The 19,805-nt window shown below is 51.4% G+C and carries 1 protein-coding gene and 1 pseudogene; both read left to right on the top strand.

The window, feature by feature from the left end:
- The first annotated feature begins 12 nt into the window (after positions 1-12).
- On the top strand, positions 13-918 hold the full coding sequence (locus tag FGI41_RS01570) for a pentapeptide repeat-containing protein (protein ID WP_139488135.1): 906 nt from the start codon (positions 13-15) through the stop codon (positions 916-918).
- 252 nt (positions 919-1,170) lie between these two features.
- Positions 1,171-19,722: pseudogene (locus tag FGI41_RS25735) on the top strand (beta-ketoacyl synthase N-terminal-like domain-containing protein); the annotation flags it as partial.
- Between the last annotated feature and the right edge of the window lie 83 nt (positions 19,723-19,805).

Genomic DNA, 19,805 nt, shown 5'->3' with positions numbered 1-19,805 from the left:
GGTGAAAAGAACATGAATCAACCTTTTGAAAATAAGGGACAAGATGTATCCTCCCAGGGTAAGAGTCGCCGACATCTGCAAGGTGACTGTGAAAAATGTTTCGGCTTGTGCTGTGTCGCCTTGCGATTTTCAGCATCGGAAGGTTTTCCAGTCGACAAGGATGCGGGGCAGCCTTGCCTGAACCTACAGCCAGATTTTCGTTGTTCCGTTCACCAAAGTCTGAGTAAACGAGGCCTGAAGGGCTGTATCACTTTTGACTGTTTTGGCGCAGGACAGAAGGTATCCCAAGACACCTTCGCCGGACAAGACTGGCAGAAAAATCCGGACACTTCGAATCAAATGTACCAATCTCTTTTAAAAATGATGCAGCTCCATGAATTGCTCTGGTATCTGACCGAAGCGCTGACGTTACGTGCAGCCCAGTCGATCCATGGGGAGATCCAGTCCATGATCGAAGCGACAGAACGCCTGACGAACCTCAGCGCAGATGAGCTTGTCAAACTGGACGTGACCATGCATCGGGCAACCGTGAATACGGTGCTTGTCCAGACCAGTGAGCTGGTGCGCACCGAAGCCCGTCGTGCGCAGAAGGCCCGTACAGGAGGAGCGCGTAACGGAGGCGGAGGTCGCAAGAAGCAGATCGGCCGCGGAGCCGACCTGATCGGTGCTGATCTTAGAAAAGAGGATCTGCGCGGAGCCAACCTGCGTGGAGCCTACCTGATTGCCGCGAACCTGAGAGGGACCGACCTGAGAGGCGCAGATTTCATCGGAGCCGACTTCCGTGATGCTGACCTGAGAGGGGCAGACCTTTCCAAGAGTATTTTCTTGACCCAATCCCAGCTCAACGCGGCAAAAGGGGATGCCAGCACACGAATCCCTGCGGCACTCACCCGTCCAGAGCATTGGGGCAACATGTAGCCCTGTTTTCAACCCGATCTGATTGCCAGCTGGAACCATAATCGAAAAAACACCGCTTCGTCTGGTGCACAAGAGTCTTGAACTCGGCACGGTCAGACCGAAGCGGTGTCTTTTTTCTATTTATAGAGGAACGTAACAGTCACTCGTTCACAGATACGTGCTTGAGCGCGCCACACACATGGCTGGGTAACGAAGAGACGCTTACGAGTTATTTTTTTAGTTGATACTAGGGGTGAAAACATGTTAACTATTTTGAATAATTACGCACATGGTTATGTCACCGTTCCAGTTATTCTTGCCTGCAAAAAGCAAGGGCTTTTTGAGGTATTACATACAGAACAACCCGTTTCTTTTGATGACCTGGTAAACAAGCTGCAGGCGAACAGCGGCCACCTCCAGATCGCGTTGCATATCATGGAGTCGTTGAACTGGGTCTTAAAAAACAGCAAATCGGAGTATCTGCTGACTTCTGAAGCAAAGAAGCGTGATCAGATTCCAGCCGACATCATGGAACTGATGGCGTTTCCGATGGATGATTATCTGACCAAGAACCGGAAAAGAAAGAGTCTCAAAAAGTGGATCGGGTTGTCCAACCAGCGTTGGGGCTTCCAGGAAACCTTGTATTCCGAATTTCTGGATGGCTTGTTGGTGATGCCGCTGCTGCTTACGTTGAAAGAAAAAGGCATGCTGCAGAGCAACTCAAACGATCTAAACGCCACCTTGTTTTCAAAAGTAACCCCGGTTGTACGTAATGAGATCAAGGATTTGTTTACCCATCAAGGCTGGTTGACCGAAAAAGAAGGAGCCTTCATGTTTTCGGACATGGGCCGTTTTATTGCGGATCGGATTTTTATCACGGCATCCGTGGCTTCCTACAGACCGATGCTGTCCAAGATGGACGAAGTGATCTTCGGCGATTGCAAATCCGTGTTTCAGCGGGACGAGTCCGGTCACGAGCTGCATGTAGACCGTACGCTCAATGTTATCGGCAGTGGATTTCAGCATGAAAAGTATTTTACCGACATGGAAGAGATCATTCTGGAAATCTTCAACCAGACGCCGATTGCGGAACAGCCCCGATACATAGCAGACATGGGGTGTGGAGATGGTTCACTCCTGCAAAAAATGTATAACATCATCAAAAACAAATCACTGCGGGGCCAATATCTTGACCAGTATCCGGTTAAGCTGATTGGAGCCGATTTTAATGAAAAAGCACTGGCAGCAACGACCCATACATTAAGAGAGATCGATCACATCGTCATCAAAGGCGATATCAACGATCCTGAACAGCTGATTGCAGACTTGAAAAAGATCGGCATTACCGACGTAGAGAATATTTTGCATGTCCGTTCCTTTTTGGATCATGACCGTCCTTATATTCCTCCGGCAGATCCTGCGGCGGCAGAGGCACGGGCCAATATCCCGACTGGAGCCGTCTATGTGGACAGGGAAGGGAACAGCATCCCAGCGACCACCGTTATGCAGAGCTTGGTCGAGCATCTGAATCGGTGGTCATCTGTCACAGGCAAGCATGGCTTGATCATCCTGGAGGTCCATTGTCTTGAACCGAAAATTGTCCATAAGTTCATCGATAAGTGTGAAAATTTGCACTTTGATGCTTACCATAGATTTTCCCAGCAGCAGCTGGTAGAAGCCGACCAATTTTTGATGGCGGCAGCGGAGATTGGGTTATTCCCGAATCAGGATACGTTTCGAAAATATCCGAAAACCATGCCGTTTGGTCGAATTACGCTGAGTCACTTCACGCCAAGAGAATATACGGTGAGATACGCGCAGGAGAGAGATCTGCCTGCTCTGGAGTTATTAGAAGAGAAATGCTGGGAACCCGGCTTGCGTACGCCTGTGTCTGTCCTGAGAAAACGATTGGAACAGTATCCAGAAGGCCAATTGGTGCTTGAATTAGATCAGCAGGTAGTGGGTGTTACCTATTCCCAACGCGTGCTCAGCCGAGCGGATGTCAAAACCCATTCGATTGATACCGTGGAAAGTCTTCACCAAAAAGAGGGGACCATCGTACAACTGCTGGGTGTCAATATTCTGCCTGAGATGCAGCACCGGAATTTGGGCGATCAGTTGCTGGAGTTCATGCTTCAGCGATGCAGCCTGATGAGCGGGATTCAATCGGTCATCGGCATTTCCAGATGCAAAGACTATCCAAATCACGCGGATCTCACTCCGAAGGAATATATTGCGCTTCGCAATGATCAGGGAAGACTGGTTGATACGACTCTGCGGTTCCATGAGCTGCACGGTGCAAAAATCAAGGAACTAATTCCCAATTACCGCCCGCTTGACCTAAAGAATCAGGGGTATGGGGTGCTGTTGGAATATGACATCCATACGCGGAAGCGTGCAGAGATTCAAGTGAAGCAAGCGAAACAGCTGCATCAAGAAAATCAAGTGAACCAAGCCATCCAAGTGAACCACGAAAGCATCAAGCAGGCTGAAAAAGAAAAGCTCCGTCATGCAGCCATCGCGCAACAGAAGAAATCAATCCAAGCGTTCGTCGAAAACACGATCACCTTTATTCTGGGGAAATCCAAAGAGGATGCGTTCGCATTAACCCGGCCATTGATGGAAATGGGATTGGATTCGGCCGACCTGCTCGAACTCAATGAGCAGATCAGTTACAACTATCAAATCCAGCTCCAGCCTACTTTTTTCTTTACATATAAGACAGCGGAACGGATCATTGCTTATCTGCAAGAACATGTAGAGATTGAGGAGGTAGAGCTAGAGGTAGAAGAGACCGAGATTCAAGCGAATCAAGAGATTCAAGAGAATCAAGCGAAACAAGTGAACCTAGCAAACCAAGCCAATCAAACCAATGAAGCCATTCAGACCAACACCGAACATGCTGAAAAAGAAAAGCTCCGTCAAGCAGCTGCCGTGCAACAGACGAAAGCTGCGATCCAAGAGTTCGTCGAAAACACGATCACCTTTATTCTTGGAAAATCCAAAGAAGATGCGTTCGCCCTAACCCGTCCTTTGATGGAAATGGGACTGGATTCAGCCGACCTGCTCGAACTCAATGAGCAGATCAGTTACAAATATCAAATCCAGCTCAAATCTACTTTTTTCTTTACGTACAATACAGCGGAGCGGATTATCGCTTACCTGCTAGAGAATGTAGAGGTAGAGATCGAAGACGTAGAGTTGGAATCAGAACATGTTGCCGCGAACGCGGAAGCTGAAAAGCATGCTGATACAGAAGAGCGCGCCGAAACAGCGCATGCAGCCACACCGACGAAGAACGACGTTGCCATCATCGGGATTTCGTGCCGTCTGCCGGGTGGGGTCCGCAGGAAAGAACAGCTGTGGGAGCTTTTACTGGAAGGCAAAGATGTTGTCGGCAAGATGCCAGAGGGCAGATGGAGCTGGTCTTGGCATATCGATCCTGTGAATGAACACCGGGGAATTGATCAGGGTGGGTTTTTAGAGGATATCTCCCGTTTTGATGCCTCCTTCTTCCGTCTGTCTCCGAAAGAGGCCGAGCTGATGGACCCGCAGCAGCGTATCTTGTTGGAACTGAGCTGGGGTTGTCTGGAAGACGCGGGCTATGCAGCCAAAGAGGTATCCGGCAGCAAGACAGGCGTTTTCATCGGCGCGAGTGGCTCTGATTACAACCGGGTGCTCGATCAGAATCTGGAGGAGATCGAAGCTCATTTTGCCATCGGGGTATCCATGGCGGCCCTGCCGAACCGTCTCTCTTATTTCTATGATTTTAACGGGCCAAGCATCCAGATTGATACAGCGTGTTCCAGCTCGCTGGTTGCTGTCCATGAAGCTGTCAAATCACTGCAGGAGGGTGAATGCGACCAAGCCTTGGTGGGTGGAATCAATATCATGTGTTACCCATCCAACAGCATTGCCTACTATAAAGCAGGGATGTTGTCCAAGGACGGAAAGTGCAAAACCTTTGACAAAGAGGCCAATGGCTTTGTGCGCGGGGAAGGAGCGGTCATGGTTCTGCTCAAGCCGCTGGAACAGGCTCTCCGCGATCAAGACACGGTCTATGCCGTGATCAAAGGCACGGTGACCAATCATGGCGGTCAGGCGGGCGGACTTACGGTGCCCAATCCTGATAAACAGGCTGAATTATTGATCCAAGCCTATCAAGCTGCCAAGGTCGAACCAGAAACGGTAGGGTATATCGAAGCTCATGGCACGGGTACCTCCTTAGGCGATCCGATCGAGATCAGCGGTCTGAAGGAAGCCTTTTCTCAGCTCTCCAAGACAAACGGGAAAAACCAAGTACCTCACTGTGGATTAGGATCGATCAAGACGAATATCGGCCATCTGGAAGCCGCGGCAGGCATTGTCGGTCTGTTAAAAGTAGTGCTGAGCATGCAGCACAAGACGCTTCCTGCTTCTCTGCATTTCCATGAATTGAATCCGCATATCAGTCTGTCTGATACGCCTTTCTATATCGTGAATAAAAATCAGCCATGGGGATTGCCGGAGGGACAGCCTCTAAGACGGGCAGGAGTGAGCAGCTTTGGTTCGGGTGGTGCCAATGCACATGTGGTGCTGGAAGAAGCACCTGTCATCACACGAGAGACCAGCCGCCAAAAACCTTGCTATCTGATTGGGTTATCTGCCAAGACTGAAAAAGCCCTGCAGCAAAAAGAACAAGACCTGGCGCTTTGGCTGGGGAAAGAAGGACAACACCACCAGCTGTCAGATATCAGTGCAACCTTGCTTGTGGGCAGAGAATCGTTTGGGGTACGTTCTGCTTTCGTAGTCAGCGACATTCGGGAACTTCAAGAGAAGCTCCAGAGCGTCCTCACAAATGGTGAGGCAGAGGGGTACTACAGAGTAAGTCACACCGAGAAAAGAAAACAGATCGAACCGCTTTTTGAGCAGGTGGGACAGACGATTCTTAAAGAGTTGTCAGCAGGTCCTGCGCTGAGTGAGTCGGAATACGGCAACAAGCTCACGGCGTTAGCAGATTTGTATGCCAAAGGCTACGATCTGAACTGGAAAGAGTTGTTTGCCAATGAGCAGGTCATCCGCATCAGTCTGCCTACGTATCCATTTGAAGGGAAGCGTTATTGGGTAACCGAGTTGGCTGGCGGCAAATCATCTGGCAGCAACACAGCGGATCGAACAGAGCTCACAACACCACGAAGCATCCGCTACCTGAAAAAACAATGGGAGCCTTGCACGGCGGCTGCTGCAAGCAGACGCTTTGACCGAACCATCGCGATTATCAAAACGAACGAAACAGAGGAGTTGGCCGAACAGCTTGCCCCCTATTTTGCGAAGAGTCAACTCGTAGACCTGCGTGACCTCACCTCACAGCTTCTCCAACCAGAAACAGAATGGAAAAACGTGGACGGTGTGATCGACCTGACCGGATGCGGAGTCGATACAGACGAGTCCCTGGAGTGGATGGCATGGCTTCAGCAATGGATTGAGCATGGTCACAGAGAGGGCTTGATGCTGTTAGGTGTGACAAAAGGGCTGGAATCTTACCTGAATCCGTCTGTCAATCTGTCAGGAGCAGCCCGTGCAGGTTTGTATCGGATGCTACAGAGCGAATATGGACACCTGCGCTCACGGCATATGGATGTGGAGCAAGGCATCGATAACCGGACGCTGGCTCAACAGATCGCGTCTGAGTTCTGCATCGATGCCGAGGATGCCGAGGATGCCGAAGTCTGCTACCGGAATGGGGAGCGCTACCGTGCTGAACTGCGGGAATACCACTCAGAGAATGACCCGGATCGGACGCTTGCGTTCCCAGAGGACAAGGTGCTGTGGATTACAGGCGGGACACGGGGTCTTGGGTACTTATGTGCCCAGCATTTTGTCACGAAGTATGGTGTGAAACGATTGGTGCTCACGGGACGGGAGGCATTCCCGCCTAGAGATCAGTGGGAGTCAACCCTGCACCAGAACACCTCCATCTCGCAAAAAATCAAGGCCATTCAAGCTCTGGAAGCCCAAGGCGTACAGGTTGAAGTCCTATCGGTTTCCTTGACCGATCAATATGCACTGCAACAGAGTCTGCAAGAAATGAAGAAGACCCTCGGGCCTGTTGGAGGGGTCATTCACTGTGCGGGTGCCGATGATACACAGAATCCTGCTTTTATCCGAAAAGCGACCAATCGCATCCAGCAGGTTCTTGATCCGAAGGTAACAGGACTCCATAATCTCTATCAATGCTTCAAATATGAGCCGCTGGAGTTTTTTGTCCTGTTCTCATCTGTATCCGCAATCATCCCGACCTTGGCTTCCGGACAAAGCGATTATGCGACAGCCAATGCCTACATGGATTATGCAGCAGAAGCGAACCACCGTTATGCTCCAATCGTCAGCATCCAATGGCCGAACTGGAAAGAAACAGGGATGGGAGAGGTCAAAAACAAGGCGTATCAGCAAACAGGTCTGTTGAGCCATACGAATGCAGAGGGCTTACAGCTACTAGATACGATATTGGCTAAAAAGATCGGCCCTGTAGTTCTGCCGGCGGTGGTGAATCCGGATATGTGGAAGCCACAGCAGCTGATGCAGCGCAAAGGTCAAGAAGCAGTTGCAGCGGGTGTCCAAGGTGTCCGAAGTGCTCAGGTTGCTCCGTCTCAGTCTTTGAGCACGGTTGATCTGTCAGCGGACACAGAAAGCCTTGTGAATGCAACGCAGACTTGGTTAATCTCCCTGTTTTCAAAAGAACTGAAGATGGACCCGGCGAACATGCAGGTGGATACACCGTTCCAGGATTATGGAGTCGATTCTATTTTTCTGGCGCAGATCTTGCGCTCGGTCAATCAACTGGCAAAAGCTGACTTGGATCCGTCTATCCTATATGAATACCCAACCATCGAGCTGTTCGCGGCATGGCTGACTAGCACGTATGCCACCAGCCTGATCGGAGCGCTTGGGAAGACCACAGCACAGCCTGACAGCAGACGGACTCCAGAGACGATTGCGGCGAAGCCTGCAAGCTCATCTGTTGAGAGCCATGATAGCCGTCCACTGAAACGTGAACGGCACGATAACAACCCACATTCATCCGATATCGCGGTGATCGGGCTTTCTTGCCGTTTCCCAGGTGCTGCTGATCTGGAAGGGTATTGGAGATTGTTATCAGAAGGACGCTCGGCGATCCGTCCGGTGCCTGCCGAGCGTTGGGGCTATCAGAACCAGTATTACGCTGGCATGCTCGACAATGTCACGCATTTTGATCCGGCATTCTTTTTCATTCCGGAAAACGATGCCAGAGCGATGGACCCGCAGGCATTGGTATTGCTGGAGGAAACTCTGAGGGTATGGTATCACGCGGGATATACCCATCAGGAAATGAAAGGGAAATCGGTAGGGGTCTATCTCGGAGGCCGAAGCCAGCACCGTCCGGATGAATCCAGTCTTCGTCAAGCACAGAACCCGATCGTCGCAGCAGGACAAAACTATCTGGCAGCTAATCTCTCCCATTTCTTCGATCTTCGGGGCCCTAGTATGGTTCTGGATACGGCGTGTTCCTCTGCCTTAGTGGTCATGCACATGGCGATTCAAGCGCTGAACAGCGGCGAGATTGAATCTGCCTTGGTGGGGGGAGTAAGTCTTTTGACTACGGACGATGCCCACCGAATGTTTGAACAGCGGGACATTTTGAACCCAGAGCCAGCTTTCCATGCGTTTGACCAACGCGCCAATGGAGTCGTGCTGGGCGAAGGCGTAGGGATGGTATTGTTGAAAACCGTCGAGCAGGCACTGGCAGATGGGGATCAGATCTATGCGGTGATTAAAGCAACGGCGATCAATAATGACGGACGTACAGCAGGACCTGCCACCCCTAATCTACAGGCACAAAAAGAGGTCATGCAGACGGCCCTGAACAAGAGTGGCAAACGTGCGGACGAGATCAGCTACGTGGAAGCGAATGCCTCTGGCTCTACGGTGACCGACCTGCTCGAACTCAAGGCGATTCAATCCATCTACCGATCCGATGATTCAACTCCACTTGGGCTAGGCTCTGTCAAACCAAATATCGGGCATCCATTGAGTGCTGAGGGGATCGCAGGCTTCATTAAAGTGGTTCTGATGCTGCAAAATCAGCAATATGTACCGTTTTTATCTGGTGAACAGCCTACGAAGCACTTTGATATCGAGTCATCTCCGTTCTATTTTGCAAGGAATCGCAAGGAGTGGGGGAATAGACCTCGGGTGGCCGCCATCAACTGCTTTGCGGATGGAGGCACCAATGCCCATGTGATTCTGGAAGCGTGGGAGGATTTATCAGCCCGACAGGTAAAAAGACATCCGATCGCTCCACCGGAATTAAATAAAGTAGCGATTCTTCCTCGGAAGGTCGTGACACCACCTGCAATACTGGCGAGTCAGAGCAAAGAATTCGTGGCGACGAAGACGATCAGCGTGAATGATCCGATTCTTTATCACCATCGGGTATATGGTCAGCCACTGTTACCGGGATTGGCTTATATCGACATGCTCTATCAAGTCTTTTCAGAGCGTGGGCATGACTATTCCCGACTGGAGCTGCGTAATCTGACCTTCTACAACCCGCTGATCGTGGGAGAGGACTACCGTGTACAGCTTCGTATCGAGTGCTCGCAGATGAGCGAGGGGCACTGGCAGATTCGTGTGGAGGGTCAAGAGGAATCCAATGGGGTCGTATCCGCGGATAAAAAGCAGTACATCACCGCAGAAATGCATCACGTAGATCCGGTGGTGTTTGACGAAACTCTCAATCTGCATGCAATCAAGCAATCGGCTACTCAGATCAAGAGCATGGAAGACTTATATGCACGCTCCCGCAGTCAGGAACTGGTTCATACTGGATTTATCAAAGCAGAAGGAAAGGTATATGAGGCGCAAGCGTCTACCCTTGTCGAGCTTTCTTTGGGCGAAGAGGCACTGCCTAGTGCAGGAGATTTCCTGTTCCACCCGACGCTCATTGATGCCAGTGCAGTCGGTTCTGGATTATTCCCGGCATGGTATGAGGGAGAACCGCGACTGTTTTTACCACTGCACTATGAATCCTTCCGTGCATCGGCTCTCATGCAGAGTCGTTGCCTCACGCGGATTCAAGCCTCGTCGGTGCAACAAAAGAAAGAGCTCCTCTATCTGACCATGGAGTTCTTCGATGAGTCCGGTAAGAAAATAGGGGAATTGCGTAAGTTTATCAATAAATTAGTGCGGGAAGCCGGATTGATCAATCCGAACCGCGCGACAAGTCCGCAGCCGGCGGTTGAGGCTCAAGCTGTGAGCCATTCCTATTCCCATCTGGAGACGTCGATCAGAGAGTCGGCGGCAACGAGTGCAAACTCAAGCCAAAGCACAAGTTTAAGCCCAAGCTCTGGTACAGCATCCTCTGTTGAATTTGAAGCATTTTTACGCAAATTAATGGCAGAGCGCTTGAACAAACCAGTGGATCAAATCGATATCCATGCTGGCTACTATGAGATGGGACTCACCTCACGCGGTCTGTTAGAGGTGGTCACAGCGATTGAAAACAAAATCGAAACCACCTTAGTGCCTACGCTGTTGTTTGAATATACGACGATTGCTGAATTGGCAGGCTATCTTACGGAGAATTACGGTCAAGCGGGTACAGTGTCGCAGGATGCTGTACAAGTCCAAGCGGCACCGGACTACCCGACCAAGTCTGAATCGCCAGTTACGATGCAAGCAACCGCGTCCAAACCAGTGGCAGAGGGTCACATGTCTGTGAGATCCAACGCCAACGTCACGAACCCAGCCGTCACGGGCGATGTGGCGATCATCGGGATGGCAGGCCGCTATCCAGGCGCCAAAAACCTCCAAGAATTCTGGACGAATCTAAAAGCAGGAAAAGATTGCATCACCGAAATCCCAACATCGCGCTGGGAATCTCGTCAGTTTGACGGATTGAACTCACCTTCAGGCAAACCTCTCTCCAAATGGGGCGGCTTCATCGACGAGTCGGATTGCTTTGACCCACAATTTTTCCGCATCTCGCCACGGGAAGCAGAGACGATGGACCCGCAGGAACGCTTGTTTTTACAGACCTGCTGGGAAGCGATGGAGGACGCTGGTTATACACCTGTGACGGTGGTCAAGCCTCGGGGTCAGAGCAAAAGACGGCCTGTCGGGGTATTTGCCGGTGTCATGCATAAAGACTATGCCTTTATCGGACACGAAGCTTTGTCTGCGGGGCAGCCATTCCCGCTGTCACTGAACTATGCCCAGATTCCGAACCGGGTCTCTTATTTCTGCAATTTCCACGGCCCGAGCATCGCGATTGATACCGTGTGTTCATCTTCCCTCACAGCCGTGCATTACGCCGTCGAGAGTATCAGGCATGGGGATTGTGAAGTGGCACTGGCTGGCGGTGTCAACCTTTCCCTGCACCCGAACAAGTATCTGACCTATGGAATGATGGATCTGCATTCGAGTGATGGGTATTGCCGTACATTTGGCAAGGGTGGCGACGGCTACGTGTCAGCGGAGGGGATCGGTGCGGTTCTCTTAAAGCCATTGCACAAGGCGATTGAAGACGGCGACCAGATCTATGCCGTGATCAAAGGCAGTACCATCAATCATGTAGGAACCGTCAGCGGGATTACCGTACCAAGTCCGGTGGCCCAAGCGGATATGATTGTGGCGTGCCTGGAGAAAACAGGTATTCACCCGCGCACGATCAGCTATGTGGAGGCACATGGAACAGGGACCTCTCTGGGTGACCCAATCGAGATTCAAGGACTGGAGAGGGCCTACCGCCAATTTACGCAGGACAAGCAATTCTGTGCGATTGGCTCGGTCAAATCCAATATGGGCCATGCAGAGTCTGCCGCAGGGATCAGTGGTCTGCATAAGGTCGCACTGAATCTTTATCACAAGACGCTCGTCCCATCCCTGCACTCAGATGAGCTGAATCCATATATTCACTTCGAGAAATCCCCCTTCTATGTTCAGCAACAGATGGCAGAGTGGAAGCAGCCAGTGATTGTAGAGAATGGTCGGGAGGTTCGATATCCGCGACGTGCGGCGTTAAGTTCTTTTGGTGCGACCGGATCGAATGCTCACGTCATTCTGGAGGAATACATCCCAGCCGAATCCGAGTTACACCAATCTCCGACAAGCACGCAGACAAAAAACCGATCTGTGATCGTTCCACTCTCTGCTAAAAATAAAGACCGCCTACAAGCCTATGCAGAGAAATTGCATGGATACCTCAAGGGGCTGTCCGTGGACAACGATCATCAACAAGGCCAAGAAGGCAACAAAACAAGCCCTGCGCAAACCCTTGAATCAGCAATTCGTAAGGTTCTGGCCAGTCTGATCCATGTGGAAGAAGATCGGATTGAAGTAGAAGAAGAATGGAATGAATACGGCATCGACGCTGTGCAGATCATGCAGATTCAGCAACAGCTCCAAGAGGAACTCAAGGTTGAGCTGAAAATCAAGCTGGATCAGCACAGTACCATTGCCTCTGTAGCAACAGATCTCATGGAACAACAGCGAGAAGCCGCAGAAGCCTATCATTCTCGTACCAAAACCGAAGAGCCAAGAGTGAGCACCTCCCACGCACAAATCAATCTTGCTGATCTCGCCTATACACTTCAGGTGGGACGCAATGCGATGGAAGAGCGTGTCGTCTTTATCGTAAGCAGCATCCAAGAGCTTCTTGCCAAATTAGAAGCCTACCTGCAACAGACAAGCGGGATCGAGCAGTGCTACCAAGGACATGTCAAGCAAAATAAAGAGATTATCCAACTGCTGACAACCGATGAAGATTCCCAGGAATTGATCTACAAATGGATCATGAAAGGGAAGCTTGGAAAAATCGCGGAGCTGTGGACAACAGGCTTAGAAGTGAACTGGCAATTGCTGTATGGGGAGACGAAGCCTCGCCGGATGAGTCTGCCAACCTATCCTTTTGCCAGAGAACGCTATTGGGTACCGGAGTTTGAGAACAGCAACCAAGTCCGCGTAAGTCCTGCAGGCAGCACCGTACAGGCTGCATCATCCGACCGCCGCGTCAAGTATTTGCAGAAGACGTGGAAAGAAGCGCCGAAACCCAAGCTTGAGGAGAATCACGGCGATCTGGTTATCTATCATAACCGCTCGACACAAGCGCTGGCTGAATGTCTGGCTGAGTCTTTCGGCAGTGCTGTGTTGCTGGAGGCAGGACAGCTTGGAGACGGCTGGCAGCAACAAGTGGAGAAGTGCGCCGTGTGGGTGAATCTGGCGGACATCCAAGAACCTATGGTGTCACTTGAGTCCATTCCGTACCTGCAACAACTGATCGAGAACCGATCCGCCAATGGTCTTACGCTCATCCATGTGACGATGGGACTGGAAGCATTCCACAACGATCAGGTCAACATCGATGGTGCGGCATTGACCGGGCTGTATCGCATGCTACAAAGCGAATATACCTCTCTGACCAGTCGCCATGTGGACCTCGACCCGAAGGAAGACAATCTCATCACGCTTGCTAAGATCATTCAAAGCGAGATTCAGGTACAGACAAAAGCTGTGGAGGTCTGCTATCGTGCTGGAGTCCGCTACGAGTCGGTTCTCACAGACTCAGGCATGAGCCAGTCAGACAGCCGCCGCACCGAGCACAAAACACTCTCATTCCGTGATGACCAAGTCCTGCTGGTGACCGGTGGAACAAGAGGCTTGGGAATGCTGTGTGCGCGCCATATGGTCGGGAAGTACGGTGTGAAGAAGCTCGTGCTGACCGGACGTGAGACGCTCCCTGACAGAAGCGAGTGGGCACAACTGGAGCAATTCTCTTCTTCGGTACAGGAAAAAATAAAATCGATCCAAAGCATAGAAAAACAAGGAGTGACCGTCAAAGTTCTATCCATCCCGCTCGATGATGCGGACGCGGTCCATTCTGCGATTGCTTCCATAGAGTCTTCGATGGGACACATATCTGGTGTCATCCACGCAGCAGGCTTGGCAGACACAATCAATCCAGCGTTTATCCGCAAAAATAAAGAGAGTATCGCCCGTGTACTGTCGCCGAAAGTGGCGGGTACGGAAAACTTGATGAGATCTATGAAGCCGGAGCATGTGGAATTCGTGATCCTGTTCTCATCCGTATCAGCCGCCGTTCCAACACTCGGAGCAGGTCAGAGCGACTATGCGATGGGCAATGCTTTTATGGATTACTTCGCACAGGTGCATGCATCCATTCTGCCGCTGGTCAGTGTCCAATGGCCGAGCTGGAAGGAAACAGGCTTTGGCGAGATCAAAAATCAGGCGTATCTCAATACCGGCTTCCATAGCATTACAGATGCGGAAGGCTTGCGTATTTTGGATGAAATCCTGAGTGGAATGGACGCGTCAGCTCCGGTCATCATGCCAGTGGTTGTCCCAAGTGGATGGACACCGGACCATCTCTTGAACACAGAGACCCGCACTGCCGTGAAAGAAGTGCCATCGCAGGGCAACGGTAAAGCAGAACAAGCAACCATGGTGATCGGGCAAAAAGCGGGCACCGACGCAATACAACAAGCCACAGCGTTCTTACGGTCGATCTTTGAATCCGAGCTCAAACTAAAGCCCGGCCAGCTGGAGGGGGATGTCTCTTTTGCTGACTTTGGCGTTGATTCTATCTTGATGGCGCAGATTTTGCAGAAGATGAATCTGGCTCTGGATGTCCGCATCGATCCTTCAATTTTGCTGGAGTACTCGACGCTGGATTCGTTGGCGGTCTGGTTTGCAGAGACGCATCAGGACAAGCTGGATATGGGTGGCGATGCCCAGGACGAAGCACCGATTCTTTCGGAAAAGACTGCCGCTCCGGTGAAGTCAGTTGTTGAAGAGAAAGCGAACGCGCAGGCTGTGATAACACCCGAGCGAGTTCAGGTACAAAACTCACAACCTCTGGCACACAACGAACAGCCTCTGCCACACAATGAACAACCTGATGCCATGGCTCCAGCCCCGCAAGTGACCCATGCCGAACCAACCCGCTCCACAGTCAGCGAGGACATCGCAATCGTCGGCATGGCGTGCCGTTTTCCCGGCGCTGAGAGCCTCGAAGCCTACTGGGAGCTGCTGTCAGGAGGCCAACGAGCTATCCAAAAAGTCCCCGAGACCTGCTGGGGTACGGCAAACGACTACTATGCCGGACTGGTAGAGGATATTTACGGGATCGACCCAGCGTTTTTTACGCTTCCGGCAGAAGATGTGAAGGCAATGGACCCGCAAGCCATCGTATTGCTAGAGGAGGGCATGAAGGCCATCTACCATGCTGGATATACTCTTCAGGAAGTGAACGGTGCCAATATCGGAGTATACATCGGGGCAAGAACGATCGGTGAAACCGACAAAGCTCTGACGGAAAATGCCCGCAACCCGATCAGAGTGGTAGGACAAAACTATCTGGCGGCCAACATTTCCCAAGCCTTCAACTTCAGTGGTCCTTCCATGGTGATTGATACGGCGTGTTCCTCGTCGCTGGTCGCCATGCAGGTTGCGACCGATGCCTTGCAAGGTGGTTCCGTGAATGCTGCACTGGTCGGTGGTATCAGTCTGTTGACCAGCCCATATGTACACGAGCTGTTCGACCGCCGCAATCTGCTGCAGCCAGAAGGAGAGTTCCACATCTTGGATCGCCGGGCATCAGGCGTGGTGCTTGGCGAAGGCTGCGGAGTTGTGATGATCAAGACACTCTCGCAAGCTCTACGCGACGGCGACAACATCTATGCCGTGATGAAGGGGATAGCGATCAACAATGACGGCAGAACCGCAGGCCCCGCCATTCCTAACATCCATGCCCAGAAAGACGTCATGCAGGCAGCGCTGACCAAAAGCGGCTGCACGCCGGATCAGATCGGCTACCTCGAAGTGAACGGCTCAGGGTCGGAAGTGACGGATCTCCTCGAGGTCAAGGCCGTAGAATCAGTCTATCGGACAGAGGCATCAAGACCGCTTTATCTCGGCTCCATGAAGCCAAACATCGGTCACCCGCTATGTGCCAAGGGAATCGCGAGTCTGATTAAAGTGGCGCTGATCCTTGAGAAACAGTCTCTGGTACCGTTTTTGTCCGGCAAAGAGCCATTGGAACACTTTTCATTAGAACGGGCCAATTTTAAACTGGCCGATAAAAAGACCCCGCATGCGATCCAGTACGCGGCAATTAACTGCTTCGCCGACGGTGGTACCAACGCGCATGTGATACTGGGTCAGTACCATGTCCATTCATATAACCCGACCCGCAGACCGTTGGCACTCCCCGTGATGAAGCGCGTGAATGCCAGAACTCTCGCTCCTATGAAGAGCGAGGCTCTGGTTCGAGTGGCAGATGACAGCATCCTCGTTCACACTTTTACCAAATCGCTTGTGTGGAGTGATGTGCTGTCCGCAGACCACCCGATCTTACGAAATCATAAAGTTTTCGAGGAGAGCGTGTTACCTGGGCTGGCCTGGATTGATCTGCTCTATCAGTGGTGCGGTGAGGCAGGCCTTGCGTATCGTTCACTTGAACTAAAAGACCTGTCTATTTACCGACCCTTGATCGTGACAGAAGGGCATCCTGCGAAGTTGACGATCCGGGCGACATCGCAAGGCAAAGACTGCTGGATGCTTCAAGTCTTTGGGTCAGATACGGCAAGTGAGCTTGGAGCAGATGAAGTGCTGTATGTGTCCGCTGACATGCATCGTGTAGAAGCCGTTCCGTATGCGGAAACAGCGGATGTAGCGCAGATTTCCGGTCTCGCACACGAAACCGTTGATATGCACGATGTCTACTCCGATTACGTCCAAAAAAGCTTGGTACACCTCGGAGCCATGAAGACGAGAGGAACTGTGCTGATTGGGGAACATGACTGCTGGGTACACGTGACGGTTGACGAAGAAAATTACCGTAGCAGTGATCCATACCTGTTTCACCCCGCTCTGATCGATGGCAGCGTCGTGGGCGCAAGCGGTACGTTACTCAGAAAAATCGCGGATACCAGCAAGCTGTACCTGCCGTTGTATTATGGCTCGTTCCATGCGAGCGAGCCGTTCGGCAGAGAATGCTATACCCGCATCCAAAATGCAAGCATAACGGTAACAGATGAGCTAGTCACACTGTCCTTAGAGTTCTTCTCAACCGACGGACGAAAAATCGGTGAGCTAACCAATCTGAAGCTCAAGGCCGTGCGCGACAATAGCTTTGGGAAAAAGACCTCAGCCTTCCCGCTGGAATCGATCCAAGCAACGGAACGTAGCCGAGCAAAGGAGCTTATCCAAGCAAAAGAACGTATCCAAGCAAAAGAACGTATTCTTGCATCGGAATTACCCGAAACACAAGGCTCTCATGAGACGCTTGAGTCCCTTGTCAAATCAATGATCGCCGCACAGTTGGGCGTAAGTGAACAAGAAGTAAACCAAAACAAAGGCTACTATGATCTTGGTCTGGATTCGATTATGTTGCTCGATGTGGTCAAAGAACTCGGCACAGCGATTGGCGTGAAGCTGTCGCCAACACTGTTATTCGAGCATGCAACGATTTCCTCGCTTTGCGATTATTTAAAACGAGAATACTCCGCTGAGATAGCAGGGGTACTGAGCAAAAAGGTGACTTCACCATCCCGAGCGGGTGATCAGGCAGGTAACCATGAAGCGAAAAAACCTGCCACCAACCACTCATCCGGTATCAAAGATGTCGCAGTGATCGGCATAGCAGGCCGATATCCCCAATCCGGCAATCTCGAAGAGTTTTGGAAAAACCTCTATGAAGGCGTCGATTGTATCACAGAGATTCCGTCTACTCGCTGGGATCACAGCCGTTTGGACGGTGTGACATCTCCCACTGGCAGACCGATGTCCAAGTGGGGCGGGTTTATCAGCGATGTGGATTGCTTTGATGCAGGCTTTTTCGGTATTGCCCCAGAGGAAGCAGCCCAGATGGACCCACAGGAGCGGCAATTCCTGGAAGTATGCTGGGAAGGGATCGAAAATGCAGGCTATACCCCTGATAACCTTGTCACCCCGATCGGAGAATACAACAGACGGTTGGTCGGCGTGTTCGTCGGTGTGATGCATCAGGATTATGCGATGCTGCAGAGTGAGGAATCCCGCAACGGACGTACGATTCCGCTGGCGCTCAGCACATCGACCATCGCCAACCGCGTATCGTATGTGTGTAACTTCCACGGTCCTTCCATGGCGGTTGACACGGTATGCGCCTCTTCGCTTTCTGCGATTCACTTGGCGCTCGAAAGCATCTACAGCGGTGAGAGTCAGGTGGCGATTGCGGGCGGGGTGAATCTGTCCCTGCACCCGGGCAAGTATCAAAGCTACGGCCTGATGGATATGCACTCCAGTGACGGACGCTGCCGTTCTTTTGGAGTGGGGGGAGACGGGTATGTATCCTCCGAAGGCGTCGGTGTGGTGATTCTTAAGCCGCTCGACCAAGCCTTGGCTGATCAAGATGCGATCTATGCCGTCATCAAGTCTAGCGCGGTCAATCATGTCGGCAAATCAAGCGGCATGCATGTCCCAAATCCGGTCGCTCAGGCGTCCGTGATCAAGGATTGCTTAGATAAAGCGGGCATCGATCCAGAGACCATCGGGTATGTGGAGGCACATGGCACAGGCACAATGCTTGGCGATTCGATCGAAGTGGATGCGTTGACAAGTGCCTACCGGAAATATACCCAGAGCAAAGGCTATTGCGCCCTAGGCTCGGTCAAATCCACTATCGGACATGCGGAGTCCGCAGCCGGGATTAGCGGAGTCACAAGAGCGATCCTGCAACTGCATCATAAAAAGCTGCTGCATACGTTACACGGCAACGAGCTGAATCCATATCTGGAGCTGGATGAATCACCTTTTTATCTTCCTGATCAGGTAACCGATTGGTCAGAAGACAAAATCCGCAAAGGCAACGTGCGCAGGGCAGCAGTAAGTGCAATCGGTGCTACAGGTTCCAACGCGCACATCATCTTGGAAGAGGCACCTGTGTGCACAGATATCTCATCAGACGTGATTGATACGGTTGACGTCTCCCAAGGTGTCCTGATCCCCGTGTCCGCTAACACGCAAGAAGCACTGATTGCATACATCCGTAAACTGGCTGACTTTATGGACAGCGATCATACCGTTACACTGTCACGCTTGGCCTTTACCCTACAGACAGGTCGTGTCGCTTTGAAAGTGCGCTTTATTACATGGGCCACAAGTCTGGATGAGGTACGTGACCGTTTTCAACAGTTCCTGTCAGGACGGACACAGATGCCTAACACCTGGTATGGACAATGCGACGAGCTATCCAGTGGTTCAGGGGTATTCGACGGTGAAGAACTGGCACAGATGCTCTCCCAATGGCGGGAGAAAGGCCGCTTAGATAAAATCGCCGAGCTGTGGGTGAAGGGCTGCACCATCAATTGGAAAGCGCTGTACAGCCACTCTCCAGGGCGTCTCCATCTCCCAACCTACCCATTTGCCAAGGAAAGCTATTGGATTACCGTTGCTCCAGAAGAGACCGCCAGCGAGCCACACATTGCCCTACACGATACGGAGCAAAAAGTTCCACAGGCCAAACATACAACGAATGAAGACACGGTATCATTCATTCGCACGGCTGATGCAGAGGCAGGGCAGTATGATCAAATTTCATTAAGCCGAAGTGAAAAAGCAATCCTATTTTGCCGGAAACTCGTCTCTGATGCGCTGGAGATCCCAGTCGGTTCTGTCAGAGTCGATGACGGCTTCTTTGAAATGGGCTTATCCTCTGCGGCCATCGTAAGCATGACAACCGAAATTGCCGAGAAGATCGATCCGAAGATTCTGCCGAGCCGATTGTTCACGTATACAACCGTGTCCGAATTAGCGGCATTCTTCACCGAGTCCTATCCATCAGCATTAGATAACCTGCTTGTCATACAGCACGATGAAAATAAATCAAGCAA

The organism is Brevibacillus dissolubilis (assembly GCF_006170445.1).
GTDB lineage: Bacteria > Bacillota > Bacilli > Brevibacillales > Brevibacillaceae > Brevibacillus_B > Brevibacillus_B dissolubilis.
This window is presented reverse-complemented; position numbering and strand designations above follow the sequence as displayed.

What these genes read in the sequence shown, in the direction of transcription:
- FGI41_RS01570 (WP_139488135.1), top strand. Translation starts at nt 13, where the DNA reads ATGAATCAACCTTTTGAAAATAAGGGACAAGATGTATCCTCCCAGGGT.